The sequence below is a fragment of the Duganella paludis genome (assembly GCF_054461335.1).
On the sequence record NZ_CM136922.1, the window covers coordinates 2,014,735 to 2,038,373 of the forward strand.

General features: G+C 64.4%; 25 protein-coding genes. 15 read left to right on the forward strand and 10 right to left on the reverse strand.

Annotated elements, in window-relative coordinates:
* Positions 1-53 precede the first annotated feature (53 nt).
* Genes ACXZ1M_RS09065 through ACXZ1M_RS09080 form a run of 4 tightly spaced genes read left to right on the forward strand, consistent with a single transcriptional unit; the run spans position 54 to position 3,604 of the window.
* Complete coding sequence (locus ACXZ1M_RS09065; protein ID WP_459052843.1) at positions 54-986, forward strand: 4-hydroxyproline epimerase; 933 nt, start codon at positions 54-56, stop codon at positions 984-986.
* The gene (locus ACXZ1M_RS09070; protein WP_459052844.1) at positions 971-2,089 is read left to right on the forward strand and encodes an NAD(P)/FAD-dependent oxidoreductase; all 1,119 of its coding nucleotides are present in this window, start codon (positions 971-973) and stop codon (positions 2,087-2,089) included. Before ACXZ1M_RS09065 ends, ACXZ1M_RS09070 begins: the two co-directional genes overlap by 16 nt.
* Complete coding sequence (locus ACXZ1M_RS09075; protein ID WP_459052845.1) at positions 2,082-2,345, forward strand: (2Fe-2S)-binding protein; 264 nt, start codon at positions 2,082-2,084, stop codon at positions 2,343-2,345. Before ACXZ1M_RS09070 ends, ACXZ1M_RS09075 begins: the two co-directional genes overlap by 8 nt.
* Positions 2,342-3,604 (forward strand): FAD-dependent oxidoreductase, encoded by a 1,263-nt coding sequence (locus ACXZ1M_RS09080; protein ID WP_459052846.1) that lies wholly within the window; start codon positions 2,342-2,344, stop codon positions 3,602-3,604. The genes ACXZ1M_RS09075 and ACXZ1M_RS09080 overlap by 4 nt, the downstream gene beginning before the upstream one ends.
* Positions 3,605-3,698: 94 nt before the next feature.
* Here ACXZ1M_RS09080 and ACXZ1M_RS09085 read toward each other — a convergent pair whose 3' ends face one another.
* The 6 genes from ACXZ1M_RS09085 to ACXZ1M_RS09110 form a co-directional block, all read right to left on the reverse strand.
* Positions 3,699-4,688 carry a LacI family DNA-binding transcriptional regulator gene (locus ACXZ1M_RS09085; protein WP_459052847.1) on the reverse strand — a complete coding sequence of 330 codons (990 nt, stop codon included), beginning with the start codon at positions 4,686-4,688 and terminating at the stop codon, positions 3,699-3,701.
* A 70-nt stretch (positions 4,689-4,758) separates the two neighbouring features.
* A complete protein-coding gene (locus ACXZ1M_RS09090; RefSeq protein ID WP_459052848.1) occupies positions 4,759-5,841 on the reverse strand; it encodes an aldose epimerase family protein in 1,083 nt (360 codons plus the stop codon).
* Positions 5,838-7,241 (reverse strand): MFS transporter, encoded by a 1,404-nt coding sequence (locus ACXZ1M_RS09095; protein WP_459052849.1) that lies wholly within the window; start codon positions 7,239-7,241, stop codon positions 5,838-5,840. Before ACXZ1M_RS09095 ends, ACXZ1M_RS09090 begins: the two co-directional genes overlap by 4 nt.
* A 136-nt stretch (positions 7,242-7,377) precedes the next feature.
* Complete coding sequence (locus tag ACXZ1M_RS09100) at positions 7,378-8,652, reverse strand: MFS transporter (RefSeq protein ID WP_459052850.1); 1,275 nt, start codon at positions 8,650-8,652, stop codon at positions 7,378-7,380.
* 68 nt (positions 8,653-8,720) lie between these two features.
* Positions 8,721-9,041: a thioredoxin family protein gene (locus ACXZ1M_RS09105; protein ID WP_459052851.1), complete on the reverse strand. Its 321-nt coding sequence runs from the start codon at positions 9,039-9,041 to the stop codon at positions 8,721-8,723.
* Entirely contained in the window at positions 9,038-9,868 is an 831-nt protein-coding gene (locus ACXZ1M_RS09110) for a ChaN family lipoprotein (RefSeq protein ID WP_459052852.1), read from the reverse strand. The genes ACXZ1M_RS09105 and ACXZ1M_RS09110 overlap by 4 nt, the downstream gene beginning before the upstream one ends.
* Before the next feature lie 285 nt (positions 9,869-10,153).
* On the opposite strand from ACXZ1M_RS09110, the gene ACXZ1M_RS09115 reads away from it, so the two are divergent.
* The gene (locus tag ACXZ1M_RS09115; protein ID WP_459052853.1) at positions 10,154-10,504 is read left to right on the forward strand and encodes a PEP-CTERM sorting domain-containing protein; all 351 of its coding nucleotides are present in this window, start codon (positions 10,154-10,156) and stop codon (positions 10,502-10,504) included.
* A 93-nt stretch (positions 10,505-10,597) separates the two neighbouring features.
* Here the strand turns inward: ACXZ1M_RS09115 and ACXZ1M_RS09120 are convergent, their stop codons facing one another.
* Together ACXZ1M_RS09120 and ACXZ1M_RS09125 are read right to left on the reverse strand one after the other, a co-directional pair.
* Entirely contained in the window at positions 10,598-10,987 is a 390-nt protein-coding gene (locus ACXZ1M_RS09120) for a DUF3224 domain-containing protein (RefSeq protein ID WP_459052854.1), read from the reverse strand.
* Between the two features lie 17 nt (positions 10,988-11,004).
* The gene (locus ACXZ1M_RS09125) at positions 11,005-12,585 is read right to left on the reverse strand and encodes a sensor histidine kinase (protein WP_459052855.1); all 1,581 of its coding nucleotides are present in this window, start codon (positions 12,583-12,585) and stop codon (positions 11,005-11,007) included.
* A gap of 120 nt (positions 12,586-12,705) precedes the next feature.
* Between ACXZ1M_RS09125 and ACXZ1M_RS09130 the strand changes: the two genes are divergently transcribed.
* On the forward strand, positions 12,706-13,053 hold the full coding sequence (locus tag ACXZ1M_RS09130) for a hypothetical protein (protein ID WP_459052856.1): 348 nt from the start codon (positions 12,706-12,708) through the stop codon (positions 13,051-13,053).
* Positions 13,046-13,897: an HDOD domain-containing protein gene (locus ACXZ1M_RS09135; RefSeq protein WP_459052857.1), complete on the forward strand. Its 852-nt coding sequence runs from the start codon at positions 13,046-13,048 to the stop codon at positions 13,895-13,897. Before ACXZ1M_RS09130 ends, ACXZ1M_RS09135 begins: the two co-directional genes overlap by 8 nt.
* A gap of 102 nt (positions 13,898-13,999) precedes the next feature.
* Here the strand turns inward: ACXZ1M_RS09135 and ACXZ1M_RS09140 are convergent, their stop codons facing one another.
* Both ACXZ1M_RS09140 and ACXZ1M_RS09145 read right to left on the reverse strand, forming a co-directional pair.
* On the reverse strand, positions 14,000-14,338 hold the full coding sequence (locus ACXZ1M_RS09140; protein ID WP_459052858.1) for a hypothetical protein: 339 nt from the start codon (positions 14,336-14,338) through the stop codon (positions 14,000-14,002).
* Positions 14,339-14,652: 314 nt separating this feature from the next.
* Complete coding sequence (locus tag ACXZ1M_RS09145; RefSeq protein ID WP_459052859.1) at positions 14,653-14,976, reverse strand: hypothetical protein; 324 nt, start codon at positions 14,974-14,976, stop codon at positions 14,653-14,655.
* Positions 14,977-15,072: 96 nt separating this feature from the next.
* On the opposite strand from ACXZ1M_RS09145, the gene ACXZ1M_RS09150 reads away from it, so the two are divergent.
* The 8 genes from ACXZ1M_RS09150 to ACXZ1M_RS09185 all read left to right on the forward strand — a co-directional run bounded on the left by ACXZ1M_RS09150 (position 15,073) and on the right by ACXZ1M_RS09185 (position 23,639).
* A complete protein-coding gene (locus ACXZ1M_RS09150) occupies positions 15,073-16,179 on the forward strand; it encodes a PhoH family protein (RefSeq protein ID WP_459052860.1) in 1,107 nt (368 codons plus the stop codon).
* A complete protein-coding gene (ybeY, locus tag ACXZ1M_RS09155) occupies positions 16,163-16,630 on the forward strand; it encodes an rRNA maturation RNase YbeY (protein WP_459052861.1) in 468 nt (155 codons plus the stop codon). The genes ACXZ1M_RS09150 and ybeY overlap by 17 nt, the downstream gene beginning before the upstream one ends.
* A gap of 91 nt (positions 16,631-16,721) precedes the next feature.
* Complete coding sequence (locus ACXZ1M_RS09160; RefSeq protein ID WP_373988924.1) at positions 16,722-17,606, forward strand: HlyC/CorC family transporter; 885 nt, start codon at positions 16,722-16,724, stop codon at positions 17,604-17,606.
* Positions 17,606-19,177 carry an apolipoprotein N-acyltransferase gene (gene lnt, locus ACXZ1M_RS09165; RefSeq protein WP_459052862.1) on the forward strand — a complete coding sequence of 524 codons (1,572 nt, stop codon included), beginning with the start codon at positions 17,606-17,608 and terminating at the stop codon, positions 19,175-19,177. Before ACXZ1M_RS09160 ends, lnt begins: the two co-directional genes overlap by 1 nt.
* Before the next feature lie 82 nt (positions 19,178-19,259).
* Positions 19,260-20,174, forward strand: coding sequence for a glycine--tRNA ligase subunit alpha (gene glyQ, locus ACXZ1M_RS09170; RefSeq protein ID WP_459052863.1), 915 nt, complete (start codon positions 19,260-19,262; stop codon positions 20,172-20,174).
* Positions 20,175-20,189: 15 nt separating this feature from the next.
* On the forward strand, positions 20,190-22,298 hold the full coding sequence (gene glyS / locus ACXZ1M_RS09175) for a glycine--tRNA ligase subunit beta (RefSeq protein WP_459052864.1): 2,109 nt from the start codon (positions 20,190-20,192) through the stop codon (positions 22,296-22,298).
* Positions 22,299-22,313: 15 nt separating this feature from the next.
* Complete coding sequence (gene gmhB, locus ACXZ1M_RS09180; protein WP_459053985.1) at positions 22,314-22,880, forward strand: D-glycero-beta-D-manno-heptose 1,7-bisphosphate 7-phosphatase; 567 nt, start codon at positions 22,314-22,316, stop codon at positions 22,878-22,880.
* A gap of 66 nt (positions 22,881-22,946) precedes the next feature.
* Entirely contained in the window at positions 22,947-23,639 is a 693-nt protein-coding gene (locus ACXZ1M_RS09185; RefSeq protein ID WP_459053986.1) for a lysophospholipid acyltransferase family protein, read from the forward strand.

Genomic DNA, 23,639 nt, shown 5'->3' on the forward strand with positions numbered 1-23,639 from the left:
TCGTGCGCAGGCGGTGCAAGACAGCCGGCGTGCGCTGACCTAAGATTTACGGCATGAAAACCATCTCCATCATCGACTCCCACACCGGCGGCGAACCCACCCGGCTGGTCATCAACGGCGGCCCCGAACTGGGCGCCGGCCCGCTCAACGAACGTGTCGCCCTGCTGCGCGGCGCGCATGACAACTTCCGTTCCGCCGTGGTGTGCGAGCCACGCGGTTCGGACGTGCTGGTGGGCGCCCTGCTGTGCGAGCCGCACGCGCCCGATTGCGTGGCCGGCGTGATCTTCTTCAACAACGTCGGCTATCTCGGCATGTGCGGCCACGGCACCATCGGCCTGGTGGCTTCGCTGGCCTTCATGGGCCGCATCGGGCCGGGCCGCCACCGCATCGACACGCCGGTCGGCGTGGTGGAAGCCGAACTGCATGCCGACGGCAGCGTCACGGTGGAAAACGTGGCGTCGTACCGCAGCCAAAAGCAGGTCAGCGTCGAGGTACCGGGCTATGGGCCGATCAGCGGCGACGTGGCCTACGGCGGCAACTGGTTCTTCCTGGTGTCCGGCCACGGGCTGGAGCTGGGTGTGCACAACGTCGAGCAACTGACCGCCTACAGCGTGGCGGTGGGCGATGCGCTGGCTGCCGCCGGCATCACCGGCGACAACGGCGCGGTGATCGACCACATCGAACTGTTCGCCGATTCGCGCACCGGCGCCGACAGCCAGAGCTTCGTGCTTTGCCCCGGCAAGGCCTACGACCGCTCGCCGTGCGGCACCGGCACCAGCGCCAAGCTGGCCTGCCTGGCGGCCGACGGCAAGCTGGCAGAAGGCTCCCTGTGGAAGCAGGAAAGCGTGATCGGCAGCGTGTTCGAGGGTTCCTACCGCATGCGCGACGGCCAGCTGCTGCCGAGCATCCGCGGCAAGGCCTGGGTCAACGCCCAGGCGCAACTGATCCTCGACCCGAGCGATCCATTCGTATGGGGCATACGTTGATCAATGCCGACGTGATCGTCATCGGCGCCGGCATCGTCGGCGCCGCGTGTGCGGACGCGCTCAGCGAGCGCGGGCTGCGCGTGGCGGTCATCGAGCAGGACATCCCCGGCGGCGGCGCCACGGCGGCCGGCATGGGCCACTTGGTGGTCATGGACGACAACGCGGCCGAACTGGCACTGTCGGCCTACTCGCTGTCGCTGTGGAAGGACCTGGTGGGCGACCGCCCGCAGCGCCATGAATACAGCGGCTGCGGCACCATCTGGATCGCCGCCGACGAAGAGGAAATGCAGGCGGCCATGGAGAAGGCGCAGAACCTGGTCGGCTACGGCCTGCTGTGCGAGATGCTGACGCCGGCCGCGCTGTACGCGCGCGAGCCGCAGTTGCGCGCTGGCCTGGCCGGCGGCCTGCTGGTGCGCGGCGACGGCCTGGTGTACCCGCCCAAGACCACGCGCATCCTGCTCGACCGCGCCATGCGGCGCGGCGCCGTCACCCGGCGCGCCACCGTCACCGCCATCGAGGACAACTGCGTGGTGCTGAACGACGGCAGCCGCCACCTGGCGCAACACATCGTGCTGGCGGCCGGCGCGCGTTCCAGCGCCCTGCTGCCCGAGCTGCCCATCGCACCAAAAAAAGGACACCTGGCCATCACCGACCGCTATCCGGGCTTTGTGAAGCACCAGTTGGTGGAGCTGGGCTACATCAAGAGCGCGCACGCCCCCAGCGGCGATTCGGTGGCCTTCAATTTGCAGCCCCGTCCTACCGGACAAATCCTGATCGGCTCCTCCCGCCAGTTCGACACGATCGACCCGGCGGTGGAGCCGGCCATGCTGCAACGGATGCTGCGTCACGCGGCCAGCTTCACGCCACGCCTGAAGGAATTGAATATCGTGCGTACCTGGACCGGCTTCCGCGCCGCCACGCCGGACGGCCTGCCGCTGATCGGCCCTTGCGACGCCAGGCGCGGCTTGTGGCTGGCCACCGGCCACGAAGGACTGGGCATCACCACCTCGCTGGCGACGGCGCAGCTGTTGGCCGGCCAAATCCAGAACGAAACCACGCGCATCCCGTTTGCGCCATATTTGCCGGGACGCTTCCATGACTGACTTGTCGATCACGCTGCACATCAACACCCGCAGCATCAGCGTCGAGCCAGGCGTCACGGTGGCGGCGGCCATCGCATTGGCTGGCGGCGGCGTCACCCGTCTGTCGGTCTACGGCCATCCGCGCGCGCCCTTGTGCGGCATGGGCATATGCCAGGAATGCCGCGTCACCATCGACGGCCGCGCACACCAGCTCTCGTGCCAGACCTTGTGCGCGGACGGCATGCACGTGGTCACCGCCAGCGAGGGCGCGGCATGAAGCACTACGACATTCTGATCGTCGGCGCAGGTCCTGCCGGACTGGCGGCGGCGCATGCCGCTGCCGCGCAAGGCGCCAGTATCGGCATCATCGACGACAATCCGCTGGCCGGCGGCCAGATCTGGCGCGGTGGCCCGGAGCAGCAAAGCGACGCGCGCGCACCGCAGTTGTGGCACACCTTGCAACGGGCCGACAACGTCGAGTTCCTGCTGCAGACGCGCGTGATGTACGCGCCGCAGCCCAAGCAATTGCTGGTGCAAACGCCATCGTCATCGGCCACGCTGCAATACGAAAAACTGATCCTGGCGACCGGCGCGCGCGAACGGCTGCTGCCCTTCCCCGGCTGGACGCTGCCCGGCGTCACCGGCGCCGGCGGCCTGCAAGCCCTGTCGAAAGGCGGCTACCCGCTGCAAGGCAAGCGCGTGGTGGTGGCCGGCAGCGGCCCGCTGCTGCTGGCAGCCGCCGCCACGTTGAAGGCCAAGGGCGCGCAGATCGTCGCCATCATCGAGCAGGCCGACACGCCCTCGCTGCTGCGCTTCGGCCTCGGCCTGCTGGCGACGCCGTCCAAGATCGCGCAGGCGCTGCGGCTGATGGCACAGCTGCGCGGCGTGCCCTATCTGCGCGACAGCTACGTGCATTCCGCGCGCGGCGACGGCACGCTGCAATCGGTGCAAGTACAGCGCGGCGCGGCGCGCGGCCAGGAAACGCTGCAATGCGATTTCCTCGCCTGCGGCTACGGCCTGCTGCCCAACGTGGAACTGGCGCAGGCGCTCGGCTGCGCCACCGCCACGCGCGATGGGCAGACGGTGGTGGAGGTCGACGAATGGCAGCACACCTCGGTGGACGGCAGCTACTGCGCCGGCGAAGGCACGGGCGTGGGCGGCGTGGATCTGGCGCTGGTGGAAGGACGGATCGCCGGGCTGGCGGCGAGCGGCCAGACTACGCAGGCGAAGGCCTTGTTCGCGGCGCGGGCACGCTGGCAAAAATTCGCCGAGCGTCTGGCGCGCGCGTTCGCGCTGCGCGCGGGACTGAGCGCGCTGGCGGGCGACGACACCATCGTCTGCCGCTGCGAGGACGTCTGCCACGGCGAGCTGCGCACGCACACCAGCTGGCGCAGCGCCAAGCTGCAAACGCGCTGCGGCATGGGACCGTGCCAGGGCCGCATCTGCGGCGGCGCCACGGAAATCCTCTACGGCTGGCGGCCCGACGCGGTCCGCATGCCGATATCGCCGACCCGCATCTCCAGCATCATCGACTAAAGATTCGGGGTCAGTTCCGACATTCGGACACGAGCCCAGCCGTAGCGGCCACTACGGCTGGGCTCGTGTCCGAATGTCGGAACTGACCCCGAATTTAGCGCTTAACGGTCGAGTTGCGCAGGATCAGTTGCGGCTCGATCATGGTGGTGGTCGGCGGTGATTTGCCGTCGATGGTGGCGATCAGCTTTTCCATCGCCACCGCGCCCATGCGCTCGCTTTGCAGGTCGACCGTGGTCAGCGGCGGCGAGGTGTACAGGCCGTATTGGATGTTGTCGAAGCCGGCCACCGAGATGTCTTCCGGCAACTTGAAGCCCAGCGTCTGCGCCGCCTTCATGAAGCCCAGCGCCATCAGGTCGTTGTAGCAGATCAGCGCGTCCGGGTGCTCGGCGCCCAGCATGATGGCCGAGCTGACGCGCTCGCCCTCGGCCGAGGTCGGCGCGTTGGCTTCGTAGATGGTCAGTTCCTGGCCCTGCGCGGCCAGGCATTCGCGGATGCCGCCCAGGCGCTCCTCGTCCCGGCGCGAGCGCGGGAAGCCCAGGTAGGCGATGCGCTTGTGCCCCAGCGACACCAGGTGGCGCGTGAGCATGTAGGCGCCGCGATGGTCGTCGCTGATGACCCACGGGATCTCCAGCCGGTTCAGACGGCCGAAGAACACCAGCGGCTTGCCCAGTTCCGTCATCCAGTCCATTTCCGCTTCCAGCATGCGCGAGAAGACGATCATGCCGTCCACCCGGCGGCTCAGCGCTTCCAGCAGCGGCCGTTCGCGGCCCGGATTTTCTTCCGTGTCGACCAGCAGCAGCGTGTAGCCGTGCGCCAGCGCCACGCGGTTGGCGCCCTTGACGATGCTGGTGAAGTGGGGATTGCTGACGTCCAGCACCGACAGGCCGATGCTCTTGGTGCGGCCGGTGATCATGGACGCGGCCAGCGGATTGGAGCGGTAGCCCAGCTTGGCAATCACTTCCGTGATGGTCGCCTCGACGGCCGGCGAAAACCGCTGCGCGCCGTTGACGAACTTGGAGACAGTGGCAGTCGATACCCCGGCGGCGGCGGCCACGTCACGGATGGTTGCTACGTTTTTTTTCATTTTTCAGACTGTCGGAATGCGTGGCGGCTGCTGCGCCGAAGCGACAATCTTAGCATGTCGGCATGACTAACTAGTCAGCCGTGAAGCGGAAGCTAGTGCGGGAGCGGAACACTTGGCCCGGATACAGGGCCGTGGTGGGGAAATTGGCGTGGTTGGGACTGTCCGGCAGGTGCTGGGTTTCGAAGGCGAACGCGCCGTAGCGCTGGTAGGGCTTGCCCTCGACGCCGGTCTCCTTGCCGTCGAAGCCGTTGACCGTGTACAGCTGCGCCGACGGCTCGGTGGTGCCGACTTCCATGCGCAGCCCGGCCGCCTTGACCACCGCCACCGGCGCGTAGGCGTTCGCCGGCTTGGAGAACACGAAACTGTGGTCGTAGCCGCCCGGCACCGAGGACAGCCGCGCATGCACGCTGGCGGCCTGGCGGAAATCGAACGGCGTGCCTTGCACGTCGAGCATGACGCCGGTGGGAATGCGCACGGCGTCGGTTTCCAGGTAGCGGTCGGCGGCGATCTGGAAGCTGTGCCCTTCCAGCGTGTTGGCGGCGGCGCCGGCCAGGTTGAAATAGGCGTGGTTGGTGAAGTTGTGCACGGTCGGCGCGGTGGTGGTGGCCTGGTACTCGATGCGGAATTCGTCGCTGTTGCGCATCAGGCGGTAGGTCACCGCGATGTCCATCGCGCCGGGGAATTTCTGGTCGCCGTCCGGGCTGTGCAGGCGATAGACGGAGCCGAGCGAGTCGGCCTCGTTGAAATCCTCGCGCTTCCAGACGCGCTTGTCGTACGGTTCGGGATCGCCGTGCATGGCCATGCCGCGATTGTTGGGCGTCAGCTGCACGGTCTTGCCGTCGAGCGTGTAGCGCGCCTGCGCGATGCGGCCGGCGTAGCGGCCGATGATGGCGCCGTAGCGCCCGCGCGTGCGTTCGAACGCCGCCAGGTCCGGCAACGCCAGGATGACGTTGCGGCCGGCCACCTCGGCCTGCACCAGCGTGGCGCCGTAGTCGATGTAGGCCAGCCGCATGCCGCGTTCATTTTCCAGCGTCACCTTCTGCACCGCCTGGCCGGCCTGGGTAATGCCGTAGTCGGCCACACGGATGCCGCTGGCGGCCGTGGCGCAGGTGCAGGCCGCGCACAGCGCGGCGAAGATGACGGTCTTGATCACAGGTCGGTAATTTCCTTGTGGCGCGGCACCAGAGTTTTCATCACGCCCCATGCTACCAGATAGGCCAGCGCGCAGATGCCGAACATGATCATGTAGCCGGTGTGGATGTCGTTGACCGTTTTGTAGTAGTCGAACACCCAGCCGCCCAGCTTGGTCAGCAGCACGCCGCCGAGGCCGCCGGCCATGCCGCCGATGCCGATCACCGACGCCACCGATTTCTGCGGGAACATGTCGGACACCGTGGTGAAGATATTCGCCGACCACGCCTGGTGCGCCGAGGCGCCCACGCCGATCAGCAGCACCGGGATCCAGTAGCTGATCGCGCCCAGCGGTTGCGCCAGCAGCACCACCAGCGGGAAGAAGGCGATCATCAGCATGGCTTTCATGCGGCCGTCATACGGCGCATAGCCGCGCGCCATGAAGTAGCTCGGGAACCAGCCGCCGCCGATCGAACCGATCATGGTCATGCTGTACAGCACGGCCAGCGGCAGCACGATGGCCTCGCCCTTCATGTTGTACTGCGCCGACAGATAGGTAGGCAGCCAGAACAGGAAGAACCACCAGACGCCGTCGGTCATGAACTTGCCGAAGGCGAAGGCCCAGGTCTGGCGGTATTTCAGCAGCTGGAACCACGATACTTTTTTGGCGGCGGCGATCGAGGCTTCCTCGGTTTTTTCAACCGGGGCGACGGTGTCGCTGCGGATATAGGCCAGCTCGCCGGCCGACAGGCGCTTTTGCTGTTCGGGCTTGTCGTACAGCCACAGCCAGACGGCCATCCAGATGAAGCCCAGCATGCCGATCATGATGAAGGCGGCCTGCCAGCCCCAGATGGCGGCCAGCACCGGCACCGTGATCGGCGCCAGGATGGCGCCGACGTTGGCGCCGGAATTGAAGATGCCGGTGGCGAAGGAGCGTTCCTTCTTCGGGAAGTATTCGGCCGTGGCCTTGATGGCGGCCGGGAAGTTGCCGGCCTCGCCCACCGCGAGCACCGCGCGCGAAATCATGAAGCCGACGATGGACGGCACCGCCGCCACGCCGAACACGCCCAGCACGGCCGCCGCCGCATGGCCCATCGGCACCGAACCGGCGTGCAGCAGCGCACCCAGCGACCAGATGGTGATGGCCACCACGTAGGCGGCCTTGGTGCCGATCTTGTCGACCACGCGGCCGGCGAACAGCATCGAGATCGCGTACACGAACTGGAAGGCGGCGGCGATGTTGGCGTAGTCGGTATTGCTCCAGCCGAATTCGGTGGACAAGGAAGGGGCCAGCAGGCTCAGTACCTGACGGTCCAGGTAGTTGACGGTGGTGGCAAAAAACAACAGGGCGCAGATGGTCCAACGGTATTTACCGACGGATTGCGCCACCGCTTGCGCATTTACAGGCTCGCTCAGGTTCATGGCATCACTTATGTTTTGTTTATGGTGATGATCTCTCGGTCTCCACGAGATCAACTAGTCGTATGTCATCGTACAACTATAAAACGGGCTAAGCAAGCAGAATGATGCGCAAACCGCTTGCTGTTGTACGATGACTTTATTTAGTCTTTACCAAAAGCAATGCCACCAGGCTGATCAGGGCGGCGCCCGACAAATAGTAGCCCACGTATTCCAGGCCCAGGTTGGTCGCCAGCCAGGTGGCAGCGTACGGCGCCAGCGAGGCGCCCAGGATGCCGGCCAGGTTGAAGGTCAGCGAGGCGCCGGTGTAGCGCACCTCGGCCGGGAACAGCTCGGACAGGATGGTGCCCAGCGGACCGTAGGTCAGGCCCATCAGGCCCAGGCCCAACGACAGGAAGATGGTCACCTGCACCGCGTCGCCGGAACCGAACATCGGCTTCATGGTCAGGCCGAACACGGCGATGGCGGCCGAGACCCAGATCAGGGTCGAGCGGCGGCCCTTGCGGTCGGCCCAGATGGCCGAGAACGGAATCGTCAGCGCGAAGAACAGCACGGCGAACAGCTGCAGGATCAGGAAGTCCTTGCGCGTGAACTTCAGCGCGGTGGTGCCCCAGCTCAGCGCGAACACCGTCATCAGGTAGAACAGCACGAAGGTGGCCAGCGCGATCAGCGTGCCCAGCACCAGCACGCGGCGATGCTCGCGCCACACGGTGACCACCGGCACTTTGACGCGCTCGTTCTTGTCCAGCACCTTCTGGAAGTCCGGCGTTTCATGGATTTTCAAACGGATGTACAGGCCGACAATCACCAGCAGCGAGCTGGCCAGGAAAGGAATGCGCCAGCCGTAGCTGAAGAATTCGGCGTCGCTCAGCGTCTGGCTCAGCAGCAGGAAGATGCCGCCCGACAGGAAGAAGCCGATCGGCGCACCCAGCTGCGGGAACATGCCATACCAGGCGCGCTTGCCCGGCGGCGCGTTCTCGGTGGCCAACAGCACCGCGCCGCCCCACTCGCCGCCCAGGCCCAGGCCCTGGCCGAAGCGGCACAGCGCCAGCAGGGCCGGCGCCAGCGTGCCGATCGAGGCGTAGGTCGGCAACATGCCGATCACCACGGTGGAAATACCCATGGTCAGCAGCGCCGCCACCAGCGTGGCCTTGCGGCCGATGCGGTCGCCGAAGTGGCCGAACACGGCCGAACCCACCGGGCGCGCGAAGAAGGCGATGGCGAAAGTGGCCAGCGATTGCAGGGTGGCGGCGGCGGGATCGCTGGCCGGGAAGAATAGCTTGGGGAACACCAGCACGGCGGCGGTGGCGTAGATGTAGAAGTCGAAGAACTCGATGGTGGTGCCGATCAGGCTGGCAAACAGCACGGTGGCCGGCGAGTTGGTCTTGGGCGATCCAGGGTGAAGCTGACTCATGCTTGACGCTCCTGCAAGGTGGTGTGCGGGCCATCATACACACGACATTGCAGGATTGCCAAGCATGGCTAGCGGTCGATCAGGGCAAATGCGGCCGATATGTCGTCTGCGTTCAACGGCCGCACCAGCCGCGCCACTTCCTGGCCGTCGCGCAGGAAGATCAGGGTCGGCCACAGCTTGACGCGGAACGAACGCCCCAGCGGCCGGCCGGGGCCGTCCTCCACCTTGTAATGGGCGACTTCCTCGTGGCCGGCATAGGCTTGCGCCAGCGGCTGCTGCGCGGCCATGCAGTGGCCGCACCAGTTGGCGCCGAACTCCAGCAGCACGCTGCCCGGCAGGGCGTCGATCTCGGCGCGCTGGGGCGCCTCGGGCGTGTAGCGTGTCTTCATTTCTTCACCTGTTTGCACGGGTCGTCGCGGGTTTGCGGCGCCACCGTCCGGACGCTGTCGTATTGGCTATCAAATCGGGCACCGCCCTGGCCGCGCTCGACGAAAGCGATGCTGCGCACCGTCAGCGCCGGCGTCCCCTGCTTGAGCCAATAGCCGACGCCGATATCGTTGCGCACGTGGCCGTTGCCGGCGATCAGCACCACGTCCTTCGGTTGCTGGTCGCGGATGATCTTGGCCATCCAGATATCGCGCGCCACCTGGGCGTCGACCATGCCGCCGACCATCATCTCCGGCAACATATTGCAATGGCCGCTGACGATTTCCTGCCGCTGCGCGCTGGTCAAGGCGTCCGGCAATGGCTGGTCGAGCCGGTAATCCTTGATGCTTTGCGGGTCGAAGGTGGCGGTCACGCCATCGCGCACCACGCGCGAGGCGTCGGCGCGCGACAGGTTGCCCGCCACCAGCGGCAGCTGGTGCGTCAGCGCCAGCTGGATCACAGGATAATACAACTGCCAATCCCAGCGCGCACCGCCGGCCACGCGGATCACGCACTGCGCGTCCAGGCAGCCTTTTTGCGCCTTGCTCAACACATCCTGCTGCTCGCGGTCGAACTGCTCCATCACGATGGCTGGCCGCCAGCCGGCCTCCACCCGCTCGCGCAGCAGGGCGTAGCGCAGCTTGTGGCCCTCGGCGTTGTCATGCACCTCGCCCAGCAGCAGCACCTGCGGATTGCCCGCCTCCAGCAAGCCGGCCGACGGCGCGGCCGGGGCGCCGCCGCCCGTGGCGCAACCGGCGGCGAGAACCGCCCCCGCGAGCGACAAAGTCAATCGAATTTTGCCTGTATATGTAGAAATCATCTGATCGACGAGAGTGTGCATAGATTTAAATTGTTGAAGAGTGATAAATCATCTGCGCCACTGGCAAACTGCCGGCGGGTGTTGTTGCGGCGCAAAATTTCGTTGTCACCAAAGAAAAACAGATGGCAAATTGTCACTGGGTATGGTCTAATAGCAGAACGGTAGCCAGTACCACAACAGTGCGCCGTGATTTTCCAGTTTATGTATTAAGCCGGCCTTAGCATCCTGTTCCAAGCACCATCAGGAGTGTTCATCGTGAAAGTTTTGTCCTTGATTTCGACAGCATTTCTGGCTTTAAGCCTTTCGGGCGCCGTACAGGCAGCACCTGCCGCGCCCGCTACCCACAACAATGTTGCACCTGCAACAATTGTACTCGCACAATGCGAGGCAAACGACCCGACGCCGTGCGGCATCAGCAGTGCTCCCGCCAAAACCGGCGACGCCGAGCAAAATGCTTTGGCGCCGACGGACCCGAAACAGCAAGCCCAAAACGAACCGGCCACGCCGGTACCGGAACCGCAAACCTTCATCATGCTGATGCTGGGTTTGGTTGTACTAGGATTCGCCTCGCGCCGTCGCCAGGCTTCGGAAAAATTCTCAGACTGAGCGCAAGCCAGCCCAGCAAAAATTCCGCTGCAATGAACTGACCCCGTAAAGCTGGCTACCAGCTTTACGGGGTTTTTTGTTGTTGGCGCCGGTTTATAGGGTGTAGTCGAAGTCGTAGTAGTGCTTGCCGCCTTCGATACGGATATTCAGACCGCCACGCAAGCCGGCCAGTTCATCGGTGCCGGAATCGGGCACCACCGCCACCGCCAGGCTCGGCGCGTTGCGCGTCATGACGCCGGTGTGGTGCAGCAGGAAGCTGCCGCTGCGGCCCTCCACCTGGCCGGCTACCCGCTCGACCGCTACATACACACCTGAACCGAGCGCGCGATCCATATACGCCAGCATTTCGCCCTTGCCCTCGGCGGCCAGCGCGCCGTGGTAATGCTTGTTCAGCGACATGCGGCCGATGCCGCTGTCGGCCGCCACGGCGGACATGGCTTCCGGCTGCATGACGACGGTAAATTCTCCGGTAATGATGGGCATAAGCTCTCCTGGTCTATTTATGCGTGCAGGCGGCTGTCGGGCTGTAAGGCGTGCTCATCGACCGGCGTCACGCACGGCATGCGCAGCACGAAGCTGGCGCCCTGCCCCAGCACGCTGGAGACCGTGATGCTGCCGCCGAACTGCTTGGCGATCAGGTTGAACACAATGTTCAGGCCCAGGCCGGTGCCGCCCTGGCCGCGCCGGGTGGTGACGAAGGGATCGAACACCTTGTCGAGCATGTCGGGCGGGATGCCCTTGCCGTTGTCGGTCACCTGCATTTCGATCCAGTCGCCCTGCTGCGCCACGCCGATCACGATGCGGCCCTCGTCGTCCGGCCCGAAGGCGTGCTCGACGCAGTTGAGCGTCAGGTTGGTGATGACCTGGGCCAGCGCGCCGGGATAGCTGTCCAGCATGACGTCCGGCGGACAGGCGATGCTGACCGTGATGCGGGTCTTCTTCAGCTTGGGCTGCAGGCTGGACACCACTTCGTTGATGTAGTCGCGCAGCTCGAAGCGGCGGCGCGCCTCGCTCACCTGGTCGACCGCGATCTGTTTGAAACTGTGGATCAGGTGTGCGGCGCGGTAGGCGTTGTTCATGATCAGGCGCGTGCTTTCGGCGGCCGTCTCCAGGTAGCGCGTGATATCGGATTTCTTGATGTTGCCGCCTTCGACCGAGGCCTGCACCTTCTCGGTGGCCTCCATCAGCACCGAAGCGCTGGTGAGGGCGATGCCGACCGGGGTGTTGATCTCGTGGGCGACGCCGGCCACCAGGCCGCCCAGCGAGGCCAGGCGCTCGGCCTGCAACAGCGATTCCTGGGTGCGGCGCAGATCATCCATGGCCTTGGCGGTGGCCTGGGCCGACTTGCGCGCCTCGTCCTCGGCCTCGCGGATGCGCTGGATGTTGGACTTGACCTTGCGCTGGATGGCGTTGAAGCCGCGGATCACCTCGCCCAGTTCGTCGTGCCGGCTGTCAGGCAGCTCCTCCACCTCGTCGCTGCCGCGCGTGGCCAGGTCGAACAAACCGTCGCGCAGGCGCTTGAGCGGATCGAACACGATGCGCAGCGACAACGCCAGCGCCGCCACCAGGATGGAATCGAGCAGCAGCACCTCGATCACCTTGCGCCGCACTTCGGCCGCCAGCGTGGCGTCGATCTGGGCGCGGCTGAAGTTGACCACCACGCGGCCAACGATCACCGGCTTGAGCGAGGCGCCGGCGGCGCCGGAATCGCGGTAGGCCAGGTCGGCCACCACCGGCGTGCCGCCGACGGCGGCGTCGTTTTCAATCGAAGTAATGGTGCCGTTCTCGTTGCGCAGCTTGCCGGAGAACAGGCCGACCGAGGTGTCGTAGACGCGGATCGAGACCAGCTCCGGCGGCATCATTTCGGCCGCGACGATGTTGTCGACCTTGGCCTTGTCCAGGTCCCACAGGGCGGAAGGCAGGCTGGTTTGCAAGCGCGTCAGCACGCCCTGGCGCAGGCGCTGGCTGCTGACCTCCAGTTCATGGCCCAGGCTATATTGGGCATAGGTGCCGGAAATGCCCAGCACCAGCGTCACAATGACCACAAAAAGCAGCGTCAAGCGGCCTTGAATACCAAACATCTATCGCTCCCCCGACAACATGGATTTGACGGCAACGTCCCAATGTACGGTATGGGCTGCATCTTGGCAAGACAATGGTAAGATCGCAAAATATAGATCAAGAGGCAACCGGGAGGCGGCATGACGGGCAATTATCATCAACTGACACTGGCCGAGGTGCGGCCGGGCATGGTGCTATCGGACGTGCTGCTCGACGTCCAGGGCAATGTGCTGCTGCCGCAGGGCACGGTGCTGACCGACGCCATGCTGGCCCTGATGCCGCGCCACGGCATCGCCATGCTGCCCATCGTCAAGGAGGAAGTGACGCCGGAACTGGTGGCGGCCAACCTGCAGCACCACGAAGCGCGCATCGCGCAATTGTTCCGTAAGAACGATCCCGACAGCGGCAGCGACTGGGCCACGGCCACCCTGCGCCGCTTCGTCACCGACTTTCGCCTGGGTGTAGAGGAGACGCCGGAACATGAGTAATGACGCGACCCTGAGCTACGACGACGTGGTGCGCACGCTGGACGACCTGCCCTCGCTACCGGCGGTGGTGATGGAGCTGCTCAACAGCATCGACCAGGACGACATCGACATCTCGGTGCTGGCCAAAAAAGTGTCCTACGACCAGGCGCTGACGGCCAAAACGCTGCGCCTGGCCAACTCGTCGCTGTACGGCCTGCAGGTCAAAGTGACGACCATCCAGCAAGCCATCACCTATCTGGGCTTCCAGACCACGCGCAACCTGATCACGGCGGCGGCGGTGACCGGCTGCTTCGTCGAAGGCCACTGCCCCGGCTTCGACCACAAGGCGTTCTGGCGCCACTCGATCGCCACGGCGGCGTGCGCCAAGGTGCTGGCGCGGCAGATGCGGTTCAACCAGGACTACGCGTTCACGGCCGGGCTGCTGCACGACATCGGCCGGCTGGTGCTGGTGTCCTGCTTCCCGGAACAATATGCCGCAACGGTCGCCTACCGCGCGCAGCACGACTGCTACCTGCTGGAGGCCGAGCGGGCGGTGCTGGGGGTCGACCACGTGGCGGCCGGACTGGCGCTGGCGGAACACTGGAATTTTTCTGACACGATGCGTCTGGCCATCGGCGGCCACCACGACCCGGAGGCGCCGGGCGCAGGCTTCCTGGCGGCCATCATCCATGTGGCCGACGCTATCGTGCACGCGCTCGATCTGGCGCAGGTGCAGGACGATCTGGTCCCGCCCGTCTCTACCGTGGCCTGGACTGCGCTGGGCCTCGATGAGGAAGTCTATCTGCAATTGTTCCGCGAAACGGAGTTGCAGTACGAAGAAATTTCTATGGTGCTGCTGAGCTAAAAGCTAAAAGCTAAACGCTAAAAGCTGAGACTACGCGCTGCAAAGGCTGCCTGCCGGACCGGGCTCACGCGCGATGCGGCAGGCCTGCACGCTGGGCGCGCATCAATGGTGTGCCGCGTTTCCGGCCTGGGCCTTGTCGGTGGCGGAGCGGTCTTCTGGCTTCGGGCGGCCTTGGGCGTCGGACAGGCGGTACTTGGTGCGGCGGTCGCCCATCAGGTCGCGCAGATCGCGGATGCTCATGCCGGTCACTTCGTGCATGCGAATCAGCAGCGAGGCGCCGACCGGCAGGCGGTGGTGGCGGATCTTGCTGATGACGGGCGGCGCGACTTCCAGCAGGCGCGACAGCGCGGCGTCGTTCTTCAGTTGCATCTTGCCCAGCAGAATATCGAGCAGATGGTTGGGGTTATAACTTTCCTGGGATGCGAGTGCATGGTGTGCCATGATTTTCCTCATTGGTTTAGGGGTGAACAGATAGTGCTGGTTTGAACTTAAGCAAAACTTAGAATACCGGATTGCCATTCGTGCAAGATACCAGCGCGCACCGCGCTAAGATTGTTCGACATCAATCAGTGGCTAGAAACCTTAGCAACAATGCTATTTCATCACATGGGACCAGAGGGTGTCGCACGCAAGAACTTGTAGGAAACTGTTACACAAAGAAATCCGGGGTCAGGTCCTCCATTGCTACACGAGCTCTGCCGTGGGCGAGCCCACGGCAGAGCTCGTGTAGCAATGGAGGACCTGACCCCGGATTTTCAGGCGGTGGTGTCGATGTTGCGGCCGAGCGTCTTTTCGTTGTCGCGGCGCTGGGTGTCGGTTTTCTTGTCGGCTTGCTGGGCGGCACGACGGTCGGCGGCGGCCGCCTCGTCGTTGGCGCGGGCCTGGTTGCGGGTGGTTTCGTTGTTCTGCTCGACGCGGCGCTGCGTGGCAGCCTGGTCTTTTTCGGCGCGGTTGCCCTGCTGGGCGCGACGCGTCTCCGTGGTCTGCTCGCTGCGCTGCTCGACACGGTTGGCGCGCGTTTCGCGCAGATTCAGTTGCACCGGGTCCGGGCGCGGTGCGTTGGTAACGTTGATTGCCATAGCTCTACTGTAGAGCAACGACGGCCAAAATCAAGCAAATTACGATAAACTATCGCCTGTGCCGTAGCACGGCCTCCTCTCTCAAAAAGCATCCCATTGAAAACCAAGACCCCAGTCCAGCCGCACTACTTCGTCCCCGAGCCGCTCGATAACGCGCGCCTGGCCCATTTGTGCGGCCCGCTCGACGAAAATCTGCGCCAGATTTCCGCCGCGCTGGACGTCACGATTTTCCGTCGCGGCGAGAAATTCATCGTCAGCGGCCACAACGCCGAACGCGCAGTCGAGATCCTCGACCATTTCTACGCCATCGCCAACAAGATCGTGCCGATCGAGGAGGTGCAACTGGCGCTGGTGGAGCAACGCGCCATCATGCACGCCGGCCTGGCCCTGCCCGAGGCGGATGCGGACGACGGCGCACCCGCACGCCTGACCACGGCCAAGCCGCGTAAGGTGGAGGTGGTGCCGAGCACCGAGATCGACATCGCCAGCCCGGTGCTGAAAACCCGCCGCGCCGACCTGCGCGGCCGCACGCCGCACCAGATCCGCTACCTGCGCAACATCCTGGAACACGACATCAGCTTCGGCGTCGGCCCGGCCGGCACCGGCAAGACCTACCTGGCCGTGGCCTGCGCGGTCGACGCCCTCGAACGCGACGCCGTCAAGCGCATCATCTTGACCCGCCCTGCGGTGGAAGCCGGCGAGCGCCTGGGCTTCCTGCCGGGCGACCTGTCGCAGAAGGTCGATCCCTACCTGCGTCCGCTGTACGACGCGCTGTACGACCTGCTCGGCTTCGACCGCACGCAGAAAATGTTCGAGAAACAGGTGATCGAGATCGCCCCGCTGGCCTATATGCGCGGCCGCACGCTGAACCACGCCTTCGTGATCCTGGACGAGGCGCAGAACACCACCGTCGAGCAAATGAAGATGTTCCTGACCCGCATCGGCTTCGGCAGCAAGGCTGTGATCACCGGCGACGTCACCCAGGTCGACCTGCACAAGAGCCAGAAGAGCGGCCTGGTGGATGCCATCCAGGTGCTGAAGGAAGTGCGCGGCATCGCCTTCAGCCACTTCAACAGCGAAGACGTGGTGCGCCACCCGCTGGTGGCGCGCATCGTCGACGCCTACGAAACCGCTCAAAACCACGAAGCGGAAATCGCCCCCTTACTCAAAGCCACCGCCCTGAAAAATGTCCGCAAAAAATAAATTAACGCTGTCGGTGCAATACGCCGACCCGCGCTTGCAGGAAAGCATCACCCGTCCGAAAATCCGCAAGTGGATCCAGGCCGCCCTGTTCGCCCCGGCCGAACTGACCATCCGCTTCGTCGCCGCCGAAGAAGGCCAGGCCCTGAACCGCGAGTACCGCGGCAAGGACTACGCCACCAACGTGCTGACCTTCGCCTACAACGAAGGTGAAGAAGAGCTGCCGGACGACGCTCCGACCCAGGCCGACATCATCCTCTGTACCGACGTGCTGGAGCAGGAAGCGGCCGAACAAAAGAAAACGGTGGAAGAGCACACCGCCCACCTGATCGTCCACGGCGTGCTGCACGCCCAGGGCTACGACCACATGGACGACGAGGAAGCCGCTGAAATGGAAGGCATCGAAACCGAGATCCTGGCCGGCCTCGGGTACGCCGATCCCTACGCGGAATGAGATAGAATAGGGCTGTCTTTTTGACAAAAGCGGCCCCACCCTGTCATTTGGTGTATCCTATACCCCTTCAAAACAACGGCTCACGCCTCCTATGCAAGAGCACTCTAGTAGCGTCAAGACTGACGCTAAACCCCACCGGTCACTGTTTGAACGCCTGACCGCCCTGATTTCCCCAGAGCCCGAGAACCGCTCGGAGCTGCTCGAAGTTCTGCACGACGCCCACGAACGCAACCTGATCGACGCCGACGCCTTGTCGATGATCGAAGGCGTGTTCCAGGTGTCCGACCTGTCTGCCCGCGACATCATGATCCCGCGCTCGCAGATGGACGTCATCGACATCTCCAAGCCGATCGAGGAATGGTTGCCGCTGGTGCTGGAAACGGCCCACTCGCGCTTCCCTGCCATCGAGGGCGAACGCGACAAGGTGATCGGCATCCTGCTGGCCAAGGACCTGCTGCGCTACTACGCCGAAGAATCCTTCGACGTGCGCGACATGCTGCGTCCCGCCATCTTCATTCCCGAATCCAAGCGCCTGAACGTGCTGCTGCGCGATTTCCGCGCCAACCACAATCACATGGCCATCGTGGTCGATGAGTACAGCGGCGTCGCCGGCCTGATCACCATCGAAGACGTGCTGGAACAGATCGTCGGCGATATCGAGGACGAGTACGATTTCGATGAAGAGGAAGACAACATCCTCTCCATCCGCGAAGGCCAGCACGGCCCGCGCTGGCGCATCAAGGCGCTGACCGAAATCGATCAGTTCAACGAGGAACTCGACACCGGCCTGCCGGAAGACGAAGCTGACACCATCGGCGGCCTGGTCTCCAAGCACCTGGGCCGCATGGCCCACAAGGGCGACGTGTTCGACTTCCAAGGCCTGCGCTTCGAAGTGCTGCGCGCCGACGCCCGTCAGATCCATGTGCTGACGGTGGAAAAACTGCCGCCCAAACCCGACCTCGGCGACGACGCATAATGCGCTTTCGCCGCGCCAATCCCAACGATCCCCCCAAGCCGCAACGCTCGACCCGAGGACGCATGCTCATCACCGGCCTGGCCGGTGCGCTGTGCGTGTTCGCCTTTGCGCCGTTCGGCTGGTGGCCGCTGGAAATCCTCGGCCTCGCCACGCTGTTCTACCAGGTCCTGCGCAGCACCAGCGTCAAATCCGCCGCGCTGATCGGCTGGGCCTTCGTGGCCGGCTGGACCGCCGCCGGCATCCACTGGCTCTACGTTTCGATGCATACCTACGGCGGCATGCCGGCGCCGCTGGCCGCCGCCGCCGTGCTGCTGCTGGGCGCCGCCATGGGCGTCTACGGCGCGCTGGCCATGGGCGGCGCCTGGTGGCTGCGCAAGCGCTGGACGCTGCCGCTGCCGGCCGCCAACCTGCTGGTGTTCCCGGCGGTGTGGGCGCTGTTCGAATGGGTGCGCGGCTGGCTGTTCACGGGTTTCCCTTGGCTGTCGTCCGGCTACGCCCACAACAATAGCCCGCTGGCCGGCTTCGCGCCGGTCATCGGCGTATATGGTCTGGGCTGGCTGGCGGCCGTCATCGCCGGCGCCCTGCTCCTGCTGCTGCACCGCACGCGCCTGCGCGCGGCCGCACTGGCGGTGGGCATCTGCGTGGCCGGCATCGGCCTGAGCTTCCTGCAATGGACCTACCCGGAAGGCAAGCCGATCACGGTGCGCCTGCTGCAGGGGAACATCCCGCAGGATGAAAAGTTCAACGGCGCCAAGGTGCTGACCACCATGAAGCTGTACCAGGACGCGATCACCGCCGCCCCGGCCGACCTGATCGCCACGCCGGAAACCGCCATCATCACCCTGCCGCAGCAGCTGCCGCCGGACTACCTGCCCGGCATCGCCCAGTTCCTGAACAAGACCAACAGCAACCTGATTCTCGGCATCTTCACCGCCGACAGCCAGACCGCCTATTTCAACAGCGTGATCGGCATCCCGGCCAAGGGCGGCAGCTACTACCGCTACGACAAGCACCACCTGGTGCCCTACGGCGAATTCATTCCCTACGGCTTCCGCTGGTTCGTCAACCTGATGTCGATCCCGCTGGGCGACATGACCAGCGGCCGCGATATCCAGCCGGCGTTCCCCATCAAGGACCAGCGCGTGCTGCCGAACATCTGCTACGAAGACTTGTTCGGCGAGGAAATCGCCGCCCAGTTGAATAATCCGGCGCAGGACCAGAAGCCGGCGACGATGCTGCTGAACACCTCCAACCTGGCCTGGTTTGGTGACACCATCGCCATTCCGCAGCATTTGCAGATCTCGCAGATGCGCACGCTGGAAACCGGCCGCCCCATGCTGCGGGCGACCAATACCGGCGCCACCGCCATCATCAATGGCCAAGGCAAAGTGGTGCAGCAACTGCCGGTGAACACCTTCGGCACGCTGGCCGCCAGTGTGCAAGGCATGGCCGGCAGCACCCCGTTTATCATCTGGGGCAACAAGCTGTTCCTCGCTTTGACCGCCCTGTCTCTGGCCGGTGCTTGGTTTTGGTCAGCCCGGCGCTCAAAAAATCAGCCAAAAGCCGCTTAACCCGCTAAAATTGCCCCTTTAGCGAAACTGCAACCGCATGCCCGCCGGCTTCAGGCCCGGGCGTGCCACCGACGATCAAAAGATGCTGACATTTCAACAAATTATCCTGACCTTGCAAACCTACTGGGACAAGCAAGGCTGCGCCCTGCTCCAGCCATACGACATGGAAGTCGGCGCCGGCACCTTCCACACGGGTACTTTCCTGCGCGCGATCGGCCCTGAGCCTTGGCGCGCGGCCTACGTGCAGCCGTCGCGCCGTCCGAAAGACGGCCGTTATGGCGAGAATCCGAATCGCGGCCAGCACTACTACCAATACCAGGTGGTGATGAAGCCGGCGCCGGAAAACATCCTCGACCTGTATCTAGGTTCGCTGGAAGCGCTGGGCCTGGACCTGAAGCAGAACGACGTCCGCTTCGTGGAAGACGACTGGGAATCGCCGACGCTGGGCGCCTGGGGCCTGGGTTGGGAAGTTTGGCTGAACGGCATGGAAGTGACGCAGTTCACCTACTTCCAGCAAGTGGGCGGCCTCGATTGCAAGCCGGTGCTGGGTGAAATCACCTACGGCGTCGAACGCCTGGCCATGTACCTTCAGGGCGTGGAAAACATGTACGACCTGGTATGGACGACATGGGAAGAAAACGGCGAAACGAAAACGCTGAAGTACGGCGACGTCTTCCACCAGAATGAAGTGGAGCAGTCGGCCTACAACTTCGAGCACTCGAACACCGAGCTGCTGTTCTCGCAGTTCAACAACCACGAATCGGAAGCCAAGCGCCTGATCGAAGCGCAGCTGACGCTGCCGGCCTACGAGCAGATCATGAAGGCGTCGCACAGCTTCAACCTGCTGGACGCGCGCGGCGCCATCTCCGTGACCGAGCGCGCCGCCTACATCGGCCGTGTGCGCGCGCTGTCGCGCCTCGTCGCACAGGCCTACTACGATTCGCGTGAGCGCCTGGGCTTCCCTATGGCCCCTGCTGCCGCCGTCGCCGCTGAATAAAACGATATAAACGATATGACTCAAACTCTGCTCATCGAACTGCTGACCGAAGAACTGCCGCCGAAGGCGCTCGCCAAACTGGGCAAGGCTTTCGCAGACGGCATCGTCAACGGCCTGAAATCGCGCGACTTCCTGGAAGCCGACAGCGTCGCCACCGCCTACGCCACGCCACGCCGCCTGGCCGTCTCCATCACCAAAGTGCGCGCCGTCTCGCCGGACAAATCGATCCGCGAAAAAGTGCTGCCGGTGACCGTGGCGCTGGACGCCGCCGGCAACGGCACGCCGCCGCTGGCCAAAAAACTGGCCGCGCTGGGCTTCCCCAACCTGACCGTGGCCGATCTGGAACGCGCGCAGGACGGCAAGGCCGAAAGCTTCTTCTACACCTACACGGCAGCCGGCAGCGCGCTGCAAGCAGGCCTGCAAGCCGCGCTGGAAGACTCGGTCGCCAAGCTGCCGATTCCTAAAGTGATGAGCTACCAGCGTCCGGACGGCGCCACCGTGCAATTCGTGCGTCCGGCCCACGCGCTGATCGCCCTGCATGGCGACGCCGTGCTGCCACTGACGCTGCTCGGCCTGACCGCATCCAACGTCACCGAAGGCCACCGCTTCCTGACCGCGCCGGGTCAACGCGCCGTCACCATCGCCAACGCCGACGCCTACGCCGCCACCCTGAAGGCCGACGGCAAAGTCCTGGCCTCGGTCGAAGAGCGCAAGGAACAGATCCGCGCCGAACTGCTGGCCAAAGCCGGCGCCGACTTGGTGCTGATGCCGGAAGCCCTGCTGGACGAAGTCTCGGCGCTGGTCGAATGGCCGGTGGTCTATGAATGCAACTTCGAGGAAGAGTTCCTGGCCGTGCCGCAGGAATGCCTGATCCTCACCATGCAGACCAACCAGAAATACTTCGCGCTGACCGACACCAACGGCAAGCTGCGCTCGCGCTTCCTGATCGTCTCCAACATCGCCACCGACACCCCGGCCGCCATCATCGGCGGCAACGAGCGCGTGGTGCGTCCGCGCCTGTCGGACGCCAAGTTCTTCTTCGAGCAAGACAAGAAGAAGACCCTGGAATCGCGCCTGCCGCTGCTGAAGAACGTCGTGTACCACAACAAGCTGGGCACCCAGGCCGAACGCAGCGACCGCGTCACCGCGCTGGCCGGCGCCATCGCCGCCAAGCTGGGCGCCGATGTGGCACTGGCCGAACGCGCAGCGCGCCTGTCGAAAGCCGACCTGCTGACCGACATGGTGGGCGAGTTCCCCGAGCTGCAAGGCATCATGGGCACCTACTACGCCCGCAACGACGGCGAACAGGAAGACGTGGCGCTGGCCGCTTCGGAACACTATCAGCCGCGCTTTGCCGGCGACGCCCTGCCGTCCACCGTCACCGGCACCGCCGTGGCGCTGGCCGACAAGCTGGAAACCCTGGTCGGCATCTGGGCCATCGGCCTGGCGCCTACCGGCGACAAGGATCCGTTCGCGCTACGCCGTCACGCGCTGGGCGTGCTGCGCATGCTGATCGAAAAGCGTTTGTCGCTGTCGATCACCGGCCTGCTGGCCGATGCGGCGAAGCAGTTCACCACCGTGGCCGGCTTCAAGGATCCGACCGCCGACGTGGCAACCTTCATGTTCGACCGCCTGCGCGGCATCCTGCGCGAGCGCGGCTTCTCGGTCAACGAGATCGAAGCCGTCGTGGCGCAAAACCCGGACCGCCTGGACGACATCGTGCAGCGCCTGGAGGCCGTGCAAGCCTTCGCCGCGCTGCCGGAATCGGCCTCGCTGGCCGCCGCCAACAAGCGCATCACCAACATCCTGAAGAAGAACGAAGAAGCGCTGGCCGCCGCCGGCAACACCGGCGTCAACGCATCGCTGCTGCAGGACGCCGCCGAAATCAACCTGAACGCCGCCGTGATCCGCGTGCTGCCGGAAATCGACGCCGCCTTCAGCCAGGGCGACTTCGCCGGCACGCTGAAAACGCTGGCCCAGCTGAAGGAAGAAGTCGACGCCTTCTTCAACGACGTGATGGTGATGGCGGAAGACGTCGCCCTGCGCAACAACCGTCTGGCCCTGCTGTCGTCCCTGCACGGGATGATGAACCGCGTGGCCGACATCTCCAAGCTGGCGGCTTAAATGGGTGCGCAGTCGATGAAGCTGGTGATTCTGGATCGTGACGGCGTTATCAATCACGATTCGCCGGACTTCATCAAATCGCCGGCGGAATGGATCCCCATCCCCGGCTCGATGGAAGCGATCGCGCGCCTGAACCAGGCGGGCTACCGGGTGGTGGTGGCGTCGAACCAGTCGGGCATCGCCCGCGAGTTCTTCGACATGACCATCCTCAACGCCATCCACCAGAAGATGCACAACCTGGCGCAGCAAGTGGGCGCGGACATCGACGCGGTGTTCTTCTGCCCGCACGCGGCGGCCGACAACTGCGACTGCCGCAAGCCCAAGCCGGGCATGTTCACGGAAATCTCGCAGCGCTATAAAATCAGCCTGAAAGGCGTGCCGGTGGTCGGCGATTCGCTGCGCGACCTGCAGGCCGGCTATGTCAGCGGCTGCGTGCCGTATCTGGTTTTAACCGGCAAGGGTGAAAAGACCCAGGTCACCGGCGGTCTGCCGCCGGGCACCATGGTGTTCCCGGACCTGGCGGCGATGGTTACCCATCTGCTTAAAACCGCCAATCCGCCGGCGCTGCACATCGTCAGCTAACAGTTTTTGGAGTCTGCATTGGGTCATCCCGTTTTATTCCTGCGTTCCCTCATCTTCACCATCGTGATGGTGGTATCGACCGTTCTGTGGTCCCTGGTCTGCTTCCTGGTGGCGCCGCTGCCGTATGCGCAGCGCTTCTTCGTCACCTCGCGCTGGAATGTGTTCATCGTCTGGTGCCTGAAAGTCATCTGCGGCATCCGCTACGAAATCCGTGGCCGCGAAAACCTGCCGGACGCCGACGCCATCCTGCTGTCCAAGCACCAGTCGGCGTGGGAAACCATCTTCCTGCTGCCGAACATGCCGCGTCCATTGGTGTTCGTGTTCAAGAAAGAGATCCTGTACATTCCCTTCTTCGGCTGGGCCATGGCGCTGTTGCGCATGATTCCGATCGACCGCAAGCAGGGCAAGAACGCCTTCAAGGAAGTGGTCCGTCACGGCAAGCGCCGCCTGGCGCAGGGCCTATGGATTATCATGTTCCCGGAAGGGACACGGATTCCGGTGGGTCAGGCCGGCAAGTACAAAAGCGGCGGCACGCGCCTGGCGATCGAAACCGGCGCGCTGGTGGTGCCGATTGCCCACAACTCCGGTGAGTGCTGGCCAAAAAATTCTTTCATCAAGCGGCCCGGCCTTGTTACAGTATCGATAGGCAAGCCAATTTCGCCCGAAGGCCAAACGCCGGACGGCATGATGCAACAGGTGGAAAATTGGATAGAATCAGAAATGCGCGTCATTTCGCCCCACGCTTACAACGCTGGTTAG